Genomic DNA, 19,116 nt, shown 5'->3' on the forward strand with positions numbered 1-19,116 from the left:
TGTGAAAAATCCTGTTTTAATAATGGCTTTTGTTAATATGTATACTGTTTTAGGGAATTATTTGAGCTCTCCTACTTACAATTTAACTGCAGAACAAATCCTTTATTTTCGCTTAGCAGGGCTGTTTGGTATGTTGCTGTCACCACTTGCAGGTCGTTTAACAAAGAGGTTTGAAGTAAGGAAAGTTCTTCAAGGAGGATTGTTGATTGCTATTTTTAGTCTAAGTTCAATGGGCTTTGTTTCGTATCTATCTCTACTTGTAATGATGAGTGTCTGTTTTTGCTATATCCGTTCCGTCTTTAGTTTCTCTTGTAGGTCAATTAGGAGGGAAAGCAAGGGGAATAGCAGTATCTATTTATACTTTTATTTTATTTTTAGGTACTAGTATAGGACCTATCATTTCTATTTATCTTATGAAAATAGGAGGTTATGCTCAAACATTTATTTTATTAGGAATGATACTTTTTATTGGTTTTGTAGCTTCTCTATTTATAATTAATGAATGAGTGGAAAATTATTCAAATAAAGGAATGCGAGGATCTTTCATATGCTCGCATAATAAAATATGAATTTGTCCACGATGATGATAAAAGTGTGCAACGATTTCAAGTAACCATTCAAAGCGCGAATAAGAAATACCCCAATAGGCAGTCATAACTTCTGCTAATTCTATTTGGGAGTAGGAAAGAAATGTTTTAGAGAGAAGGTTGTAACCTTCAATCATCGTTTGTTGCATGTGAGCAACTGTTACGGGGGTACGTTCTATATAAAAGGTATGTAATTCTTTTTCTGGAATACCATTTAAAATGAGTAAATCAGCATGACAAATAAGAGAAAGATGTGCACACATTTCAAATAATGATCGTTTTGAGTGAATCGGTTGTATTTTTAAATCGTTTTCACTATATTGGTTAAGCATATCAATAGAAGTATCAATAGCAACTTTTAGTTGATGCAATGCAGATTGAACAAACATTGTAATTCTCCTCGTCTCCGTATATAATAGTTTCTTGAGGATATTATATCATACTCAAAATTCCGAAAATTCTAGTAGTTTGACTAGCATAATGAAAAGTATTATATTGTAAAAGGTCATATGAAACGTGAAATAGAATGGAATGCAATTATTGAGTTAGGAGTTAGACCAATGAGTTTGAAATATGGAAGAGATACAATTGTAGAAATTGACTTAAATGCTGTAAAACATAATGTAAAAGAATTTAAAAAACATGTAAATGATGAAGAAATTAAGATGATGGCTGCTGTAAAAGCGAATGGATATGGCCATGGGGCAGTTGAAGTTGCCAAAGCTGCAATTGAAGCAGGAATACATCAACTTGCAGTTGCATTTGTAGATGAAGCAATAGAATTAAGAGAAGCAGGAATTACTGTGCCGATTTTAATTTTAGGATACACACCAGTAGCGGCTGTAGAAGATGTAATTCAATATGACGTTATGATGACTGTTTATAGAGTAGAAGATTTACATGGTATAAATGAAATTGCAAACCGTCTTCAAAAGAAAGTACAAATTCAAGTGAAAATTGATACAGGAATGAGTCGTATCGGTTTACAAGAAGAAGAAGTTAAACCATTTTTAGAAGAATTAAACCGTATGGAGTATGTAGAGGTAGTAGGGATATTTACGCATTACTCTACGGCAGATGAAATCGATAAATCATATACGAATATGCAAACAAGTTTATTTGAAAAAGCTGTTAATACAGCGAAAGAATTAGGAATTCAAATACCATATATTCATAGTTCAAATAGTGCGGGATCAATGGAATTAAGTAACACATTTCAAAATATGGTACGCGTTGGAATAGGAGTGTACGGTATGTATCCGTCAAAAGAAGTGGATCATTCAGTCGTTTCTTTACAGCCTGCGTTGTCGTTAAAATCAAAAGTAGCTCATATTAAACATGCGAAGAAGAATCGTGGTGTAAGTTATGGGAATACGTATGTAACAACTGGTGAAGAATGGATTGCGACTGTACCAATTGGTTATGCTGATGGTTATAATCGTCAATTATCTAATAAAGGCTATGCGTTAATTAACGGGGTTCGAGTACCTGTTATTGGCCGTGTTTGTATGGACCAGTTAATGTTGGATGTTTCAAAAGCGATGCCAGTACAAGTAGGAGACGAAGTAGTATTCTACGGTAAACAAGGTGAAGAAAATATCGCAGTAGAAGAAATAGCGGATATGTTAGGTACAATAAACTATGAAGTTACATGTATGCTAGATAGAAGAATTCCGCGTGTCTATAAAGAAAATGACGAAACAACTGCAGTTGTAAATATATTAAGAAAAAACTGAATCATTCCGATTCAGTTTTTTTATTCATATCAAATGCGAATATACCCTCGTTATGTAATAAGGAGTAAACTTTGTGAAACACACTTTTTAGTTCATCTAAATTAAACTATCACCGGCAGAGATGACCAGTCCCGCAACAAAGACCTAATATACGAGAGTAGGGAAGAGCATCTTGTAAAACGAGGCTGGTTAGGAGTATTAAACAAAATGTCTCCAATGTTTATTATAGATGTTTGCTAAAATATCATAATTAGAATAAATTGTTTTTTTAACATATGTATTCACCTAAAAATTCATTAAATTATAATAGTCATGCCTCGTTTTAATTTCAAAACCACATTGTGTATATAGTTTTAAAGCGTGGATATTTTTCGTTTCGACGTCTAATTCAATTGTTGAAACTCCTTCTGTAATAAGGGTATGTACTATATTACAAAGAATATCTTTTCCGTATCCTTTACCTTGATAAGAAGGATGAACGGCGAATCCTGATAGTGTAGTAGATTGCTCTTGTTTAGAAACTGTAATTGTTCCTATCACTTTTTCAGCAATAAGGGCACTGTAAACTTGATGGGAAGATGAATTCATCATTTTTTGTAACCATGTAGTCGTATTTTCTACTGAATCACCAAAAGCTTTACTAGAAATTTTAATAAGATCAAGAAGTGATTCTGAAGTTGCAAGAGTAAGCTGTATATTATTATCTGTTGTTTTTTGAATTTCGTTTGTTTTGCACTCCATACTATATTCACTATATAAATATGGTAACTTCATATGTTTTACAAATTCATTCCCAGAAATAGAATCCCCATTAATAATAAGAAGAGCTTCATCTGTCTCTCTATTTTGTATTTCTTTCATTGCAGTTTGTAAAAGGATAGTTCCGAAACGTTGTTTTCTAAAATGAGGATGTACAAAGCCTATTAGTTCAAGCTTTGTTGGTCTTTCGAAATCATACATATTTAAAGCGCCAATTAATTGAGTACCGTTATAAAGAAGAAAATCGTTTATATAATCTTCATTTCGATTTTTTAAAAAGTTGATATGTAAATCTGAAGAGTAATCAAGATTGTCTTGTTGCCCACAAATATAAGCCAAATCCTTCATTTGCTGTATTTCACTTTCTGTTACAGAACGCTTTTTCTGAATATCCATTGTATACTCCCTCTCATTCGTATTTAAAAATAGGATGGGTGACTTAACCATTTTTTAAATTCCACATTACCTTGCACAGATAACAGTCGGTATAAATAACGATAAGGCTGTCTATATTCTTCTAAGTGAGGAATAGACATAATTGTTTCGTAACCACTTTTAAAGGCATGTGCTTATTTTTCTGTAAATTCTATAAATTCATTATATAGCAGATGATGTGTTATGAGGATAAAGATAAAAAGATAGACAGCATACTTACATTTATAGTGAAAACTCATTAAAAATATTATATTTCTCTATTTTTGTATGAATTGTCTAAAAATAATATTGGTAATACTTGAATGTAAGACTCGTATCTTTAAATCTATGAAGAGTAAAAGTAAAATTAAGCATTCATTTATAAGATTGTGAATCACAATAATGTAGACTATAGAAAATATTTCTCAATAATAAAATGAAGAGAAAAGCATGAAGAAGTAGAATGCATTCATTTATAATAGACTTAAATTAATTAATATAATTAATTGTTAATTTTATTATATTAATTGGATAGGAGAGAATGTTATGGCAAATGTACTCGTAATAAATTTTCCTGGGGAAGGTCATATTAATCCGACTTTAGCTGTTGTAAGTGAGTTAATTCAGCGAGGGGAAAAAGTTGTTTCTTATTGTATTGAAGATTATAGAAAGAAGGTTGAAGCAACAGGTGCGGAATTCCGAGTGTTTGAGAATTTTCTCTCTCAAATTAATATTATGGAACGAGTAAATGAAGGTGGGAGCCCTTTGACGATGCTATCTCATATGATTGAAGCATCAGAGCGTATTGTTACTCAAATTGTAGAAGAAACAAAAGAGGAAAAATATGATTATTTAATATATGATAATCATTTTCCAGTAGGACGTATTATAGCGAATATTTTACAATTACCAAGCGTTTCATCCTGTACAACGTTTGCTGTTAATCAGTACATTAATTTTCATGATGGGCAAGAATCGAGACAAGTAGATGAAATGGATCCATTATATCAATCTTGTTTAGCGGGAATGGAAAGATGGAATAAGCAGTATGGAATGAAATGTAATAGTATGTATGATATTATGAACCATCCTGGTGATATTACGATTGTATATACTTCAAAAAAATATCAGCCACGTTCAGAGGTATTTGATGAATCGTATAAATTTGTAGGTCCATCAATTGCTACTCGAAAAGAAGTGGGGAGTTTTCCTACCGAAGATTTAAAAAATGAAAAAGTGATTTTCATTTCTATGGGAACAGTTTTTAATGAACAACCTGCTTTGTATGAAAAATGTTTTGGAGCGTTTAAAGATGTAGATGCGACAGTCGTATTAGTCGTTGGCAAGAAGATAAATATAAGTCGATTTGAAAATATCCCGAAAAACTTTAAATTGTATAATTATGTCCCGCAATTAGAAGTTTTACAGCATGCTGATGTATTCGTGACACACGGTGGTATGAATAGTTCGAGTGAAGCGTTATATTACGGTGTTCCATTAGTTGTAATTCCGGTAACAGGAGATCAGCCATTCGTTGCAAAACGATTGACTGAAGTAGGGGCAGGAATAAGACTTAATCGCAACGAGTTAACTTCTGAATTATTACGTGAGACTGTAAAGAAAGTAATGGATGATGTGACGTTTAAGGAGAATAGTCGTAAAGTGGGAGAGTCGCTTAGAAATGCCGGTGGATATCAAAGGGCAGTTGAGGAAATATTCAAATTAAAAATGAAGCCGTACGTAAAGATTAAATAGATGTTAAAAACACACTTACTTTTAATTTGTAAGTGTGTTTTTAGTATTACGCGTTACATGTGCTACATAAAAATAGCGATAAAGGAGAAACTTTTGTGTATATAAATCGATACCTTTGAATTAGTAGTAAAATTACGTTAAAATAATACTAAGAAAATATATAAGTTTTGGGGGTAATGAATGAAGAAAGTATTTGAATACGTATTATTAACAATTGGCTCAATTATAGTAGCAGGTTCATTAGAGCTTATTTTAGCACCTAATGGATTAGTAGATGGCGGGGTAACGGCTATTGCTATTATGGCAAATAAAGTTGCAGGATTGCCGCTTTATGGTGTGTTCTTAGGAATTAATATCCCAATTTTATTATTTACTGCAAAAGTAATGGGAAAGAAATTTTTTATCCGTACATCTTATGCGAATGTAGTTACAACACTCGGATTAATTTATTTAAAACCATTTCCAGCAATTACGACTTCTGAGTTATTAATTGTACTTTATGGTGGAGTACTGTTTGGAATTGGTGTTGGGATTGTTGTTAAAATGGGTGGAGCAATTGACGGTTCGGAAATGTTAGCAGTTTGGATGAATAAACACTTTAATGTACCGATTAGTACATTTTTACTTGCAGTAAATGCAGTTATTTTCATCTTTGTTGCCATTTTATTTTCAATCGAACAAGCGATGTTCTCATTAGCAATTTTCTATATTGTTACGAAGATGATTGATTTTATATTAGATGGTATTAATCAAGGTAAGAGCGTTATGATTATTTCTGGTAAGAATAAAGAAATAGGCGATTTACTTATGAAAGAATTGCAACTATCTGTTACGTATCTACATGGAGAAGGTGGTTTTTTAGGGGAGCATAAGAGAATCATTTATTGCATTACAAACCGATTCATTTATCCGAAAATGAAAGATCTCGTTCTCTCTGTAGATCCAGCCGCTATAATCGAAGCTTCCTATTCAACAGAAACGACTGGTGTGAAACGTCCGGGAAGGAAAGCTAGGTCAGGTGAATAACTAGAAGAAGGCTGTCCAAAAAGTTATTTTGGACAGCCTTCTTTTTTATTTTGTTGAATTGTTAACATGTTACAAGTTAAATCCACTGTTAACAAGTTTCCTTGCAACTAGGAAACCAAGCGTCTTTTAATAATGTAGCCAACGTTTCAATTTTATTTTCTGGAATACTACCAAAGCCGAGTAATACGTATGATTCCTTACGTAAATCATTCACGAAATCATATGGAGAAAGTGGGTATAATTTAACGCTTTGTTTTTTAGCGGATTCAATCAGTTCATTTTCATTCATACTGTTATGGACACATAAAACAATATGAAGTCCGGACTGTTCGCCAAGAATTTGAACATTAGCCCCCATTTCTTTCATAATGGATTTTACTAACGCATGATGTTTTCTTTTATATAGTGTACGACTCCGATTAAGGTGACGTTCCCAATTCCCGCTTTGTATAAAGTTAGCAAAAGCAAGTTGTTGTATTGTAGCGACTGTTTGTTTGAAAATTCCATGCAGTTCTTGATATGTTTTTAAAAGGTGTGGTGGTAAAACAACATATCCCATTCGTAAAGAAGGTAAAAAAGATTTTGAGAAAGTTCCCATATAAATAACGCGTTCATTTGAATCAAGACTTTGTAAAGAAGGAATCGGCTTACCAGCGTAGCGAAACTCTCCGTCATAGTCATCTTCAATAATGTATCCGCTGCAATCATTAGCCCACTTTAACAATTCTAATCTTCTAGATAAAGGCATAATAATCCCGAGCGGAAATTGGTGTGATGGTGTAACGTATGCGACATTGGAATTTGTATTGTATAAACTAGAAATATCAATCCCTTTTTCATCCAATGGTATGGGATGAATTTGTCTATCACAGCTTTTAATGATTGCGTGTATACGGTGAAATCCAGGGTTTTCAATGCCGTATTCTTTTGTAGGGCCAAGCAGTTGAAGTAGTAGCCAGAGAAGTGGCTGCGTTCCGGCGCCAATCACAATTTGATCAGGTGAAGAATGGACACCGCGAGAATGATATAAATATGTTGATATATGCTCTCGAAGAGCGAATTCACCTTGAGGGTCTTCTTTGGCAAATAGTGCATTTTCGTATGTAAGTATGGATTCTTGTAATGCTCGTTTCCAATTTGTAATCGGAAATGTATTTTGATCAATAAGTCCTTGGCTACAATCATATTCAAATTTTTCGTCTATCAAATTGCTCGTCTTCTTTGCTGCATTTCGCTTTTTATTTGGGATAACGTCAATATCGAAATTTGCTACAAAAATACCACGTTTCGGTTTACTTTCTACATAACCTTCAGCTAATAATTGTTGATAAGCTGATTCAATAGTAATGCGGCTAATATTAAGTTGTGATGCTAAATTTCTGTGTGAGGGTAGACGTGTGCCGACAGAAATAGTCCCTTGTATAATTTCAGCTTTTATATATTCGTAAATTTGCAAGTAAATAGGTGTGTTACTTTGTAATTGCAATGGGATAGTAAAATCCATATAAAACTCTCCTTTAAAACTGGCCTTATAAAAAACACTTAAACTGTCACTTAAGTGAAGGGCAGTTACTTTCTATAATAATGATATAACATTTAGAAAATTAAATAAATAGTTAGAGGAGAGTTAAAAATGAATGTTAAAGAAGTAGTAACAGAAGAGCAATTACATGAAGTATTACCTGTTTTACAGCAATTACGAATGAAACTTTCAATAGAGGAAACAAGCTCTTTATTTCGAAATATGAAAGAAGAAAATTATAAACTATTTTCGCTGCGTAATGAGAATGATGAAGTTGTTAGCCTTGCAGGTGTAGCGATTTGTACGAACTTTTATAATAAGAAACACGTTTTCGTATATGACCTTGTAACAGCAGAAGCACATCGTTCAAAAGGACATGGGAAAGTATTACTTTCGTATATAGAGAACTGGGGAAAGGAAAACGGATGTGAGTCTATCGTCCTCACGTCAGGATTTTCAAGAATTGATGCTCATCGTTTTTATGAAAGAGAAGGGTATGATAAGGTGAGTTATTCTTTTCATAAAGAATTATAAAAAATAAGAAGAAGTTGTCCCGCAAAAGTTGGGAACAGCTTCTTCTTATTTTTTAAGTTATTATTAAACCGTAAATAGGTTGTAAGTTATGGTATATGTATTTGAAAAGGTTATATAGTGTATTTTGTCGAATTGTTTTAATTTAATAAAGAGAATGATTGGAGCGCTTATACTTGAAAAAAATAAAGGAACTATCAATCCCTAATGATGCTAGAGTTATCGTCATATCTGATATTCATGGAGAATTAAATCTTTTAAAAGAAGCACTACATAAAGTTAACTTTAAAGATGAAGATTATTTAATTATTAATGGAGATCTTTGCGAGAAAGGACGAGATAGCGTAGGCGTAGTAAACTACGTTATGAATCTTGTAAAGAACAATTCAAAGGTTCACGTTGTTGAAGGGAATTGTGAAGTTATAGTTGATGCTCTTCTAAATGAAAATCCTGATCTTATTAATTATTTATGTATGAGAAAGCACTCGATTTTTAATGAATGGCTAGAGCAATTGGTTTTTTCAGTTCATGAGGGCACTTCAATTCGTGAAGTGAAAGAAGCATTGTTAAGTGAATTTTCACAAGAACTATATTGGCTAACAGAGTTGCCAACAGCGATTGAAACAGAAGATTATATTTTTGTGCATGCCGGTCTAGAAGATAGAGTAGATTGGAAACAAACTGAGCGCAAAAATGCGATAGCAATGCCACAGTTTTTTAATAAATCACATAAAGCAAATAAGTATGTAATAGTTGGTCATTGGCCTGTCGTGAACTATTCTGAAGAAGCACCGTCTAACAATCCAGTTATTGATAAGGAGAAAAAAATTATTGCAATTGATGGAGGAAATGCAATTAAAGAAGCAGGGCAATTAAACGTATTTATTATTCAGAGGAAACAAACGGGCGATACGTTTTCTTATACATATGTAGACTATTTTCCAGAGTACGAAGTAATAGCGGATTTTAATGCGAATTCAGAAATGCAGGGCGGAGTGACATATCCGTATTATTACATAGAGCCTATCCAGAAGATGCAAGATTACACCGTATGTAAACAAAAGGAAACGAATAATTTACTCACTGTAAAAAATGAATATATGAAACAACTTGAGTCAGGTGAATATACAGTGAAAACCGATATTTCTTGTGCGCAAATAAGCGTTAGGAAGGGAGATATCGTTTCTCTCATTGATGATAGCTGTTCAGGATATGATTTAATTAAAAAAGATGGCGTAGAGGGTTGGATAGGGAAAGGGATTTTAGTTGAGATAGAAAAAGTGAAAAATAAAACATTAAGCTGAAATAGGAGGGATATAACCTCCTATTTTTTTAAAGGAGTAGATTGCTTGCTGTCTTTAATAAGTAAATAAATCGTACTCGGCAGAATGATAAGCGTCATTCCTAAAAGAATTGCTAGTATAGCATAACCTCTATAGGGAGCAGAAACGATAAAAGGAAGTATCGCTAAAAAAATACCTGCTATCATCATTGAAATACTACTAATATTTGAAGCTCTTTTTTCAAGGTGCTTATCATTCCATTCTAATGAAACGGTTGATTTAGTCGTATCAATTTTGGAACTGAAATAACCTATTAATATAAATAAAAGCCCTAATGCTAAAAATATGAAATGATCAAGAGGAAGTGAAAAGCCAAGAGCGATGACAATATCGACAAAAAATAAGAATAGTAACATTGTGTTGCCGATCCAATGGAGAAATTTCTGGTTACTCGCTGCTTTAGATAAAGCTAAAAATACAAAGAATAAGAAGGAACATATAATTATATTTACGATTACAAAAGTGCTTTTATCCATTGTTGATGTAGGCGTTCCATTGAAGTCCCATTTCGTAACAATACTTAATGGTAAGAAGAAATAGAGAATAATATTTGTCATAATAATAGTAAGAAATAAAGCAATACTAAATCGATTATTCACTGAATCACCAGCTTTCTAAATCAATAATTGGTATCTAATAACAAAATTATACAATATAATATATGATATTAGTTTTGATTTTTCTGAAAAAATATTATAATTATATATGAAATAAAGAGGAATGCAGGAGGGAATTATGCAAAATGTTGTATTAAAGGGGAAGAAAGTTACAATTCGTACAATAGAAGAATCGGATATAAAAACATTATGGAATATCATATTTAAAGAAGAAAGCCCAGAATGGAAGAAATGGGATGCGCCATATTTCCCGTTCTCAATGCAAGAATACTCTTCCTATAAAGAGAAGATGCAAACTCGTTTGCAAGAAGAACCACTGTCAAATTATAGGGACGGTCGGATTTTATTGGGAGCATAAACCGACGCGTTGGTTGGAGATGGGAATTGTTATTTATGACCCAACATACTGGAATGGTGGCTACGGTACAGAAGCGTTAACGTTATATCGAGATTTATTATTTGAAAAGATGGAAATTGGTAGAGTAGAGCTCACGACTTGGTCTGGTAATGAACGAATGATGAAAGTAGCGGAGAAAATAGGAATGAGCTTAGAAGGTAGAATGCGAAAGTGTCGTTATTATAACGGAACATACTATGATTCTATTCGAATGGGCATGATTCGTGAAGAATGGGAAGCGCTATGTGTAACGAAGGGGTGAGAAAGATTGTACGCTATTATTGCTACATTTGATCGTGTGTTTACTAATAAAATTACAGAACTGCAAAATGAATTAACAAATGTAATTGGAACAAATCAATTAGCTGGAGTAGAACCTCATATAACGATTGCGGATTATAATGAGTTAGATGTTCATTTGTATACGGAGAAACTAGGGGAGTTTGTAGCTATTCAAGAAAATATAGACGCAGTAACTTTTCCTTCTGTTGGAATTTTTCCTACTAATGGAACGGTCTTTCTAGCGCCGACCGTTACCGATGAATTGTTAAAACTTCATTATTCTTATCATGATTATTTTAAAACTTTTCATGACAACCCAAATTCATATTACGTACCGGGAAAATGGGTTCCGCATTGTACAATTGCAAATAGATTACATACAAAGCAGTTTTTAAGTGTAATGGAATATATTTATGGAAAGTTTAATTTTGCAACAGCTTCAATTGAGAAATTAAAATTAATTAAGGTGAATTATGAAAATGGTTTTGCCGTTTCTTCTAGTATATTAGCAGAATATAATTTAAAGAGAATGGAGACATCGAGATGACATATATAATTAGAGAAATGAAGCAAGAAGACATTCACGCTGTACAATCAGTAGCAAAAATAGCTTGGCATGATACATATGAAGGCATTATTCCGAGAGAAATTCAAGATAGTTTTTTAGACGAGGCATATTCTGATGAAAAAATGAAATATCGTCTTAAAAATACACATTTATTCGTTGCGGAAGAAGAGGGTGAAGTAATAGGGTTTGCGAACTTTTCACCTGTTAGACTACAAAGCGAAGCGGAATTAGGTGCGATTTATTTGTTACCAGATCAGCAAGGAAAAGGGATCGGAAGTGCTTTATTACAAAAAGGAATTAAAGCATTAAATGGGATACGGAAATTGTACATACATGTAGAAGCAGCAAATGAAAAAGGAAAACGCTTTTATGAAGCGAAAGGTTTTGCTGAATTAGAGCAATTTGAAGAAGACTTTGAAGGACATATGATGCAGACAGTAAGGATGGTTTTATACGTATAAGGAGGACTAGTAATGAAAAATTTTGATTTTAGTGAAAAAGTAGGAAAGCACCTATCAGTATTTGAATCTAATTTCATCATGTCGAAAATATTAAACCATCGAGGAAATATACATATCGGTGCTATGCATTTACACGAGAATGGAATCATCGGTAATCATGAAGCAGTTGTATCTCAACTGCTTCTTATTGTGGACGGGACAGGATATGTATGTGGAGTAAATAAAGAAAAGATAAAGATAGAGGCGGGACAAGCTGTGTTTTGGGAAAAGGGAGAGCTCCATGAAACAAGTACAGAACACGGATTAACGGCAATTGTTATGGAAGCGGAGAATCTTGAACAAGCGATAGTAATGCCTATTATTCAAGGGGAGTTGTGAAAAATGATTGTTAAGGCGAATCAAGAAGATACCAATGAAATATTAAAATATGCGGCTCAATCGCTTTTTGAAGGGACGAGAGGCAATTGTCAATTAAGTACCGAGAAAGCAATTGAGATTACAAAGCCGATTGTAGAAAAAGGAGCATACTATTTAATTATTAAAGAAGAAAATAAAGTAATGGGATGGATATTAATAGGGGAAAATACAGATTATTTTTCTCGTGAAAAACTTGGATTTATATATGAATTGTACGTTTTCCCAAAATATCGCGGGAGAGGATTATCGCGAGAACTGATGGAAGCTGGTATTAAGGAATTAAAGGAGAAGTATTCAGAAATTCGGTTGAATGTATTTGCTGGGAATTTTGCAAAAGAGATGTACGAAGAGTTTGGGTTTGTTGAAAGGCAGGTAATTATGATTTTGAAGTGAGTATTATAGTCTGAATGGGAGAAGAGAAAACAATGATTTAGTGGCTACTTTATCGCTGGAATTTAAAGCGAATAAGTATAAAATAGATGGTTTGCCTTTATTTTATAGTAGATTTATAGAGTGTGCTTAAAAAATAAATAAATTATTATTATACAATATATCGTTATTATAGTAAAAGAGAAATTTTGGAAAAATATCATTTTTTTGTTTAGAAATTTTTAAATTATTGATATAATCAATTTGTAGAATTGATTATTGGTTAATTTTACTATTTTTTAATTTTAAGGGGGATTTAATAATGGCAGGACAAATTCGTATGTCACCAGAGGAGCTTAAATCGAAAGCGACTCGATATGGACAAGGTGCAAATCAAATTGAGGACATTTTACGTCAACTACAAAACTTACAAAATGAATTAAGAGGAGAATGGGAAGGTCGTGCTTTCGAAGGTTTTGACCAACAGTTCAATCAATTAAAGCCAAAAGTACAAAACTTCGCACAGCTATTACAAGAAATTAATATGCAGCTTAATAAAACTGCGGAAGCTGTTGCTAGACATGACGAAGATCTTTCTCGTAATTTCGGTCTACAATAAGACAGATAAAAAGAAATATATAATTTAGCCATGCAACCATACGTTGTATGGCTAAATTACTTTAAAACTAGAGTAAGATACGAAGTCTTTCATTAGATAGACTCGCAGTCGCAGGAGTGATAAGTAGTGAAAAAGTTCAAATGGAGCATCTTGTTGTTTATTATTTTAGCTCTTGTACTATCAACAGGGGTCTCCTATTTAGCATTAAATCAAAATGTTAAGAAAGCTAATGAGAATACTACACCAAAAATGACAGTTGCGTTGGTAAATGAAGATCAGGGTACTGTATTTGAGGGTAATAAAATAGCGTTTGGAGATCAATTTGTTAAAAATGTAAATAAAAATACGAAACAAGAATGGTACGTAGTTAGTCGCGGGGTAGCAGAAAATGGATTGAAAAATAATAATTACAATATGATGATTGTTATTCCAAATGATTTTTCTAGGAAAGCAGTTGCGATTGATTCAGAGATTCCGGAGAAATTAACGTTAAACTACAAAGTAAATGCAACTGGGAATAAGGATTTGAAAGCTGAGGCAGAAAATACAGCTTCTGTTATTTTAGAAGATTTCAATAAGCAAATAATCGACGTTTATTTTGCGAGTATTATCGGTAAGCTACAAGGTGCACAAGATAATATAGGTAAAATAATTGAAAAAGGAAACGTTCAAACAACTATGTATAAAAAAGATATACATAGTCCGTTAGCAAATTACACAAATCAATTTAAAACAGTACAAGATTATACAGGTGTTTCTGTTAATAGTTTCAAAGGATTTCAGGATGTTTTAAAAGGTTTCGGTCAAGCGTTAGATGAAGGGAATAAATCTAACAGTACGTACTTAGATGGTTTTAATAACTTTCAAAAAATGCAAACTGATAACAATTTGTTAGCGAATAATTTCACAAATCAATTCAATCAATATATGAATGATATGAATACAGGCGATGCTTTAAAGCAATTAAGTGCATTGGAATCCGCTAATAAAATTATTTCAAATCAATTTACGTTTTCAGAGAAAGAACCGAATATTTTAACTGATGCTTCAGCAATTCAAAAATATTTAGCAGATGTAAAAAAACAAGTGTCTGAATATGATACAGAACTTGCAGGGAAGTTAGAAAGTGATATTCAAGAGACGGTAATTAAGAAATTAAAGCAATCTATGTCGAATGATGGAAAGCAAGAAATCTTCATAAATACATTAATGAAACAACCAGATGCTCGAATAAAGAAACAAATCGAGAATTTAATTGCGAAATTACCTAGTTTAAACATGGAAGAAATCGGTCAAAGTGATTTGCCAGATACAACGAAATTACAACTGCAAAATGTAATTCAATTTACAAAAAAATATAATAAAGAAAATAATTTTTATTATGATCCTGTAAATAAAATATCTTTAGGAAACGCAATTAAAGAAGTAAAGGATAGACTTTATACAGAGGGAATTACATTTAGTGATACTGCTAAAGTAATTAAAATGGAATCTCCGCAAATTTTGAAGATAAAGATTCCAGAAGAATTTAAACTAGATGGAAGTACAGAAGCTTTGAAGATTGATGATGTGGATTACACAAGTATGTTTCTGGAGAAAAACGGAGAAATCACTATACCTCCTCATAATGAAGGGGATATAAAAATTAATCTGAATGTGAAGTTAAAAGATCCAAACATCAATATAGATGTTTTCTCTCCTGTAACATGGCAGTGGGAATTGAGCGGGACTCATAAAAAAGAAACTAGTCCTGAAAAAGAAGAACCTAATAAAGAGGATAAAGGAACACAAACGGAAAATAGCAAGGTGGAAAACGTGGTTCATAAATCAAAGTATGGCATAATGCCGTTAGTACACAATGCTAAAACGCCTATTATCAAAAAAATGGAAAATACAACAGGGAATAACGGAGGAAGCCAAGAGGGTGGATCTGGAACAGGTAATGGAGGAAACCAAGAAGGTGGATCTGGGACAGGTAATGGAGGAAACCAAGAAGGTGGATCTGGAACAGGTAATGGAGGAAACCAAGAAGGCGGATCTGGAACAGGTAACGGAGGAAACCAAGAAGGCGGATCTGGAACAGGTAACGGAGGAAACCAAGAAGGCGGATCTGGAACAGGTAACGGAGGAAACCAAGAAGGTGGAACCGGAACCGGTAACGAGGGAAACCAAAATCAAGGTGGTAACTCAAAGACTATTGAAAGTACAACGAATAAAGTTATACATCAAAAAACAGAAAAATTAACAGAAAATACATCCAATGTATTAATAAAAGAAGCAGTAGATACAGTCGAAAGTTATCAAGGTTTAATGAGCCTTTACGAAATGTATTATGGGATTGATTTAAGAACGAAAGATGTAGGTCCTAAGTTAGAAGAGGGAAGTTTAGATGCAATTGCGACGGATCAATCTTTGTACTACGTATTAAATAAACAAAGTTTAATTGATTTAATTTCAAATCTTGTTTCATCAAGTATTACTACAGAAATAAAGCAAGATATGTCAGGTTTAAAACAAAAAATAAACTCTTATCAACAATCTATTACTAGTGCGGATCAAAATTCTATGCTACTAGCGGAGAAATTAAATGGAACGACGCAACAAGCAACTAGTATGAATGAAAATTTAGGAGAGTATGTAAAAGGTTTAGCGAAATGGCGTGAGAATAGCTTAAAGCTAGTTGAAGAGCAGCAAGTATTAACAACAAATCATGCTGGTGAGCAAACAGCTATTTTATCGTTAGATTCTGGTATTAAATCATTAATGATGCAAAGTCAGTCATTGGTCGAAAGTTCGAAGCATAGTTTAGCAACTTCAGACGATGTATATAAAACATTTGATCAAATTAATGGACAAGCAAAAGAAATTCAAGACAGCGGAACGACAATTGTTTCAAAAGCTGATCTATTATTAAATGACTTTACGAAGAAAATGGAAGATGATAAATCATTCTCCAAAAACTTTACGAAAATTTTAGCGAATAGCCGTATTGGAGATCGTCAAAATGAGATGCTATATGACTTTTTAGCTAGTCCAGTTCAAAAGCAAAATGATGGAGTAATTGTAGCAGGAAATGCTTTTACACCATACTTAATTGTATTAACTTGTTTCATTGTTGCATTATTTACAGCATACGCAATTGCGAATCAAGAAAAGAAACGAATGCAATCAGATCATTTTGAAGAGAAATTCTCATTAATTGATATGAATGTACCAACTACAGTAGTAGCTTTCGGTATATCAATTGTGGAAGGGATTAGTATAGGTATCATTTCTGGGCGTCTTTTAAAGTTCGGTCAGGATCAAAGTTTACTATGGATTGCGTTCATCACATTTATTATGATGGCGTTTGTATTGGTCTCAACCTACTTATTACGACAAATAAAAATGGTAGGAATGTTTATACTATTAGTATTTTTAAGCATGTACCTATTTTTAACTGAGGCAGTTGGAAGTAAAGTAGATCAAATGTCGTCTGTCGGAAAGATACGTCAATTCTCACCGCTTCAGTATATAGAAAGTTTTCTAAATGATTTTATTAGTGGTAAAGATACTGGGAAAGTTATTTTTGTCGTATTGTTTGTAATTGCCATTATTGGATTGGTTAGTAATCTATTTGTATGGCATAAGAAATGGGAGGAAAAAGAAGTAAATGATCAAACAATGGAGCATAGTGGCTAAGTTATCATTTCTCTCTATCCTTTTACTGTTTGTCGCGCTACCGATAAGGAGCGCGGCTGACAGTTATCTTGGTGATGATGGGAAGATTAAGTTTAAAGTGGATCGACTTGAAGAAAGCGACCAAGAAAAAAATAAAAAGGAACATAAGGAAACAGAATTAGATAAAGCATCGATTGAGTTATTTAACAAAGATATAGAAGAAGAAATTGAGAAAAAGAAAAAGAAAGAACAAAAAGATATGGAAGCTTTGCGAGATTCTCTTTTTACAAAACCAAAAGAGAATAATAGTGTTAAAGATACGAAAAATAGTTTGTTTAGCAGTGAATACATTGTCAGAAAAAGTGCAGATGAAGTAGCGAGTAATGAAACAATGAATGAAGAGCCAATTAGTATAACAATAATATTATTATTTGGCGGCGGCATTCTACTTATTTGCATCGGTATTTATACGGTTCTTCGTAAAAGTTGGAGGTAAAGCGATGGCAATACAAACACATATCAATGTGACAGTAGATTTTAGTAAATGGAATGGAAATACATATGATTTGCGTATTCCGAATCATCAATCTATTAAATATTTATTAAAAAACTTATTAGATACGCTAAAGATTGATAATCATGAAGGTTCACATTTTGTAATTAAAGTGAAAAATAAGTCAATTGTTTTAACAGATAATGATCGTTTAATTGATCACCAAATAACAGATGGAGATATTTTGCAAGTTTTATAAAGAATATTTTTTACTTTTAGTTATTTGAAAATAAGTTATTACGGGTTATAAAGAAAAGGAGAAGAGGATAAACATGACGGAAAAAATAATTCAAATTGATGCAATGAACTATCAATTTCAAATAGAAAAAGAAAATTGGAAATTGGAGATGACCAAATCTCAAACACGTATAAAAGATTTCCGTCAATTCGATATAATTACGGGCGAATCATCTGAATTTGTACCATTAACAATAGAAGAAACGGATGATATGTTTACGTTTCTATATCAAGTAGATAAAAAATTATATAAGTGGGACGATCTTAGCCGTTTTGGAAGAAATGAGAAATTAAGACTACTTCGGAATGTTGCGCAGTTTCGTAAATATTTAAATAAACGAATCACGTTCTTTTTACATCCAGACAATATAGTTTTTAATGCTAATTTAATACCAAGTATTATACATAGAGGAATTCGAGATATTGTTCCGCCAACCCCGTTATTAGAAGAGCAATTTTTAACACAATATAAGTGTCTAATTATTGCTTTATTCTCCCAAAAACATAACTTTGATGATTTGTATGCTGGGTTACTAAAAGATGCAAAAGAAACAACATTTGAACAGACCGTTGCTCAAATGGAAAGCTTAGATGCATTACTGCAGTTTCTTGATGACAGCTTTGAGAAGGAACAAACAAAAACAGAAAAAAATATGCAGTTAGTACCTAAAAAAAGCTATAAATCATTTAAATACTTAGCTTTTTCCTTCATAGCGGCGACAGTTATTTTAGCTGCTCCTTTAATATATTTCACTTTTATAAAATTTCCTTATCAAAATAAATTGTTAGAAGCAAATGCAAGTTTCATAGCGACTGATTATGACAAAGTCATTACGCAATTGAATGAAGAGGAGTTTGAATCATTACCGATTGCATCTAAATATGAGTTAGCATTCGCATACATTACAGCTGAAAAACTAGGTGAAGCTCAAAAGAAATCGATTATGAAAAATATTAGTTTGAAAAGTGATGAAAAGTATTTGCTGTATTGGATGTATAACGGAAAAGGTAATTTTGATAAATCATTAGATTTAGCTAAGACACTTGATGATCCTCAGCTTATTATGTACGGCCTTGTTAAACAAATTGAATCACTGAAAAATAATCCAGATTTATCAGGGGAAGAACGTGATCAAAAGTTAAAAACATATGAGCAACAATTAGATGAATATAAAAAGAAATATGGCAATTCATCAAACGATAAAAATTTGTCGGACACAGAGAAAAAAGAGTAAGCACTTGATGAGACAGTTGAAAAGGAGC

18 protein-coding genes and 3 pseudogenes are annotated in these 19,116 nt (G+C 32.6%); 16 read left to right on the plus strand and 5 right to left on the minus strand.

What is annotated here, in order from left to right:
• Window positions 1-13 precede the first annotated feature (13 nt).
• Window positions 14-506, plus strand: a pseudogene (locus MR168_RS02735) (MFS transporter); the annotation flags it as partial.
• Window positions 507-514: 8 nt separating this feature from the next.
• Here the strand turns inward: MR168_RS02735 and MR168_RS02740 are convergent.
• Window positions 515-976, minus strand: coding sequence for a DinB family protein (locus MR168_RS02740; protein WP_000497990.1), 462 nt, complete (start codon window positions 974-976; stop codon window positions 515-517).
• Window positions 977-1,147: 171 nt separating this feature from the next.
• Here MR168_RS02740 and alr point away from each other — a divergent pair, with 171 nt between their 5' ends.
• Window positions 1,148-2,323, plus strand: coding sequence for an alanine racemase (gene alr / locus MR168_RS02745; RefSeq protein ID WP_002182683.1), 1,176 nt, complete (start codon window positions 1,148-1,150; stop codon window positions 2,321-2,323).
• Between the two features lie 285 nt (window positions 2,324-2,608).
• Here the strand turns inward: alr and MR168_RS02755 are convergent, their stop codons facing one another.
• Both MR168_RS02755 and MR168_RS02760 read right to left on the minus strand, forming a co-directional pair.
• A complete protein-coding gene (locus MR168_RS02755) occupies window positions 2,609-3,478 on the minus strand; it encodes a GNAT family N-acetyltransferase (protein ID WP_000354423.1) in 870 nt (289 codons plus the stop codon).
• 23 nt (window positions 3,479-3,501) lie between these two features.
• Window positions 3,502-3,651, minus strand: a pseudogene (locus MR168_RS02760) (nitrate reductase); the annotation flags it as partial.
• Between the two features lie 391 nt (window positions 3,652-4,042).
• Here MR168_RS02760 and MR168_RS02765 point away from each other — a divergent pair.
• Entirely contained in the window at window positions 4,043-5,251 is a 1,209-nt protein-coding gene (locus MR168_RS02765; RefSeq protein WP_086412794.1) for a macrolide family glycosyltransferase, read from the plus strand.
• A 180-nt stretch (window positions 5,252-5,431) separates the two neighbouring features.
• Entirely contained in the window at window positions 5,432-6,277 is an 846-nt protein-coding gene (locus MR168_RS02770; protein ID WP_000755125.1) for a YitT family protein, read from the plus strand.
• A gap of 88 nt (window positions 6,278-6,365) precedes the next feature.
• On the opposite strand, the gene pdxR is transcribed toward MR168_RS02770, so the two are convergent.
• On the minus strand, window positions 6,366-7,781 hold the full coding sequence (pdxR, locus tag MR168_RS02775; protein WP_071740424.1) for a MocR-like pyridoxine biosynthesis transcription factor PdxR: 1,416 nt from the start codon (window positions 7,779-7,781) through the stop codon (window positions 6,366-6,368).
• 129 nt (window positions 7,782-7,910) lie between these two features.
• Here pdxR and MR168_RS02780 point away from each other — a divergent pair, with 129 nt between their 5' ends.
• Both MR168_RS02780 and MR168_RS02785 read left to right on the plus strand, forming a co-directional pair.
• Entirely contained in the window at window positions 7,911-8,333 is a 423-nt protein-coding gene (locus tag MR168_RS02780; RefSeq protein WP_086412795.1) for a GNAT family N-acetyltransferase, read from the plus strand.
• A 173-nt stretch (window positions 8,334-8,506) separates the two neighbouring features.
• Window positions 8,507-9,634 (plus strand): metallophosphoesterase, encoded by a 1,128-nt coding sequence (locus MR168_RS02785; RefSeq protein WP_103597529.1) that lies wholly within the window; start codon window positions 8,507-8,509, stop codon window positions 9,632-9,634.
• A 20-nt stretch (window positions 9,635-9,654) separates the two neighbouring features.
• Here the strand turns inward: MR168_RS02785 and MR168_RS02790 are convergent, their stop codons facing one another.
• Window positions 9,655-10,272: a DUF1648 domain-containing protein gene (locus tag MR168_RS02790; protein WP_086412796.1), complete on the minus strand. Its 618-nt coding sequence runs from the start codon at window positions 10,270-10,272 to the stop codon at window positions 9,655-9,657.
• Between the two features lie 136 nt (window positions 10,273-10,408).
• Between MR168_RS02790 and MR168_RS02795 the strand changes: the two are divergent.
• The 10 genes and pseudogenes from MR168_RS02795 (at window position 10,409) to essB (ending at window position 19,088) form a co-directional block, all read left to right on the plus strand.
• Window positions 10,409-10,949 (plus strand): annotated as a pseudogene (locus MR168_RS02795) (GNAT family N-acetyltransferase).
• A gap of 6 nt (window positions 10,950-10,955) precedes the next feature.
• Complete coding sequence (locus tag MR168_RS02800) at window positions 10,956-11,516, plus strand: 2'-5' RNA ligase family protein (RefSeq protein ID WP_025710185.1); 561 nt, start codon at window positions 10,956-10,958, stop codon at window positions 11,514-11,516.
• Window positions 11,513-11,998: a GNAT family N-acetyltransferase gene (locus MR168_RS02805; protein ID WP_086412797.1), complete on the plus strand. Its 486-nt coding sequence runs from the start codon at window positions 11,513-11,515 to the stop codon at window positions 11,996-11,998. The genes MR168_RS02800 and MR168_RS02805 overlap by 4 nt, the downstream gene beginning before the upstream one ends.
• A gap of 12 nt (window positions 11,999-12,010) precedes the next feature.
• Entirely contained in the window at window positions 12,011-12,376 is a 366-nt protein-coding gene (locus tag MR168_RS02810) for a cupin domain-containing protein (protein WP_086412798.1), read from the plus strand.
• 3 nt (window positions 12,377-12,379) lie between these two features.
• A complete protein-coding gene (locus MR168_RS02815; RefSeq protein WP_086388651.1) occupies window positions 12,380-12,808 on the plus strand; it encodes a GNAT family N-acetyltransferase in 429 nt (142 codons plus the stop codon).
• 298 nt (window positions 12,809-13,106) lie between these two features.
• Window positions 13,107-13,403 carry a WXG100 family type VII secretion target gene (locus MR168_RS02820; RefSeq protein WP_000918601.1) on the plus strand — a complete coding sequence of 99 codons (297 nt, stop codon included), beginning with the start codon at window positions 13,107-13,109 and terminating at the stop codon, window positions 13,401-13,403.
• Between the two features lie 126 nt (window positions 13,404-13,529).
• Window positions 13,530-17,084 carry a type VII secretion protein EsaA gene (esaA, locus tag MR168_RS02825; protein ID WP_242291186.1) on the plus strand — a complete coding sequence of 1,185 codons (3,555 nt, stop codon included), beginning with the start codon at window positions 13,530-13,532 and terminating at the stop codon, window positions 17,082-17,084.
• Window positions 17,056-17,559 (plus strand): type VII secretion protein EssA, encoded by a 504-nt coding sequence (essA, locus tag MR168_RS02830; RefSeq protein WP_000595655.1) that lies wholly within the window; start codon window positions 17,056-17,058, stop codon window positions 17,557-17,559. The genes esaA and essA overlap by 29 nt, the downstream gene beginning before the upstream one ends.
• Before the next feature lie 4 nt (window positions 17,560-17,563).
• On the plus strand, window positions 17,564-17,815 hold the full coding sequence (locus MR168_RS02835) for an EsaB/YukD family protein (protein WP_001007571.1): 252 nt from the start codon (window positions 17,564-17,566) through the stop codon (window positions 17,813-17,815).
• A 73-nt stretch (window positions 17,816-17,888) separates the two neighbouring features.
• Window positions 17,889-19,088 carry a type VII secretion protein EssB gene (gene essB, locus MR168_RS02840; protein ID WP_000136611.1) on the plus strand — a complete coding sequence of 400 codons (1,200 nt, stop codon included), beginning with the start codon at window positions 17,889-17,891 and terminating at the stop codon, window positions 19,086-19,088.
• Window positions 19,089-19,116: the final 28 nt, after the last annotated feature.

The sequence above is a fragment of the Bacillus cereus group sp. BfR-BA-01356 genome (assembly GCF_022663635.1).
GTDB lineage: Bacteria > Bacillota > Bacilli > Bacillales > Bacillaceae_G > Bacillus_A > Bacillus_A cereus.

What these genes read in the sequence shown, in the direction of transcription:
- essB (WP_000136611.1), top strand. Translation starts at nt 17,889, where the DNA reads ATGACGGAAAAAATAATTCAAATTGATGCAATGAACTATCAATTTCAA.
- MR168_RS02765 (WP_086412794.1), top strand. Translation starts at nt 4,043, where the DNA reads ATGGCAAATGTACTCGTAATAAATTTTCCTGGGGAAGGTCATATTAAT.
- pdxR (WP_071740424.1), bottom strand. Translation starts at nt 7,781, where the DNA reads ATGGATTTTACTATCCCATTGCAATTACAAAGTAACACACCTATTTAC.
- MR168_RS02835 (WP_001007571.1), top strand. Translation starts at nt 17,564, where the DNA reads ATGGCAATACAAACACATATCAATGTGACAGTAGATTTTAGTAAATGG.
- MR168_RS02740 (WP_000497990.1), bottom strand. Translation starts at nt 976, where the DNA reads ATGTTTGTTCAATCTGCATTGCATCAACTAAAAGTTGCTATTGATACT.
- MR168_RS02770 (WP_000755125.1), top strand. Translation starts at nt 5,432, where the DNA reads ATGAAGAAAGTATTTGAATACGTATTATTAACAATTGGCTCAATTATA.
- MR168_RS02810 (WP_086412798.1), top strand. Translation starts at nt 12,011, where the DNA reads ATGAAAAATTTTGATTTTAGTGAAAAAGTAGGAAAGCACCTATCAGTA.
- MR168_RS02805 (WP_086412797.1), top strand. Translation starts at nt 11,513, where the DNA reads ATGACATATATAATTAGAGAAATGAAGCAAGAAGACATTCACGCTGTA.
- MR168_RS02815 (WP_086388651.1), top strand. Translation starts at nt 12,380, where the DNA reads ATGATTGTTAAGGCGAATCAAGAAGATACCAATGAAATATTAAAATAT.
- MR168_RS02755 (WP_000354423.1), bottom strand. Translation starts at nt 3,478, where the DNA reads ATGGATATTCAGAAAAAGCGTTCTGTAACAGAAAGTGAAATACAGCAA.
- essA (WP_000595655.1), top strand. Translation starts at nt 17,056, where the DNA reads ATGATCAAACAATGGAGCATAGTGGCTAAGTTATCATTTCTCTCTATC.
- MR168_RS02820 (WP_000918601.1), top strand. Translation starts at nt 13,107, where the DNA reads ATGGCAGGACAAATTCGTATGTCACCAGAGGAGCTTAAATCGAAAGCG.
- alr (WP_002182683.1), top strand. Translation starts at nt 1,148, where the DNA reads ATGAGTTTGAAATATGGAAGAGATACAATTGTAGAAATTGACTTAAAT.
- MR168_RS02780 (WP_086412795.1), top strand. Translation starts at nt 7,911, where the DNA reads ATGAATGTTAAAGAAGTAGTAACAGAAGAGCAATTACATGAAGTATTA.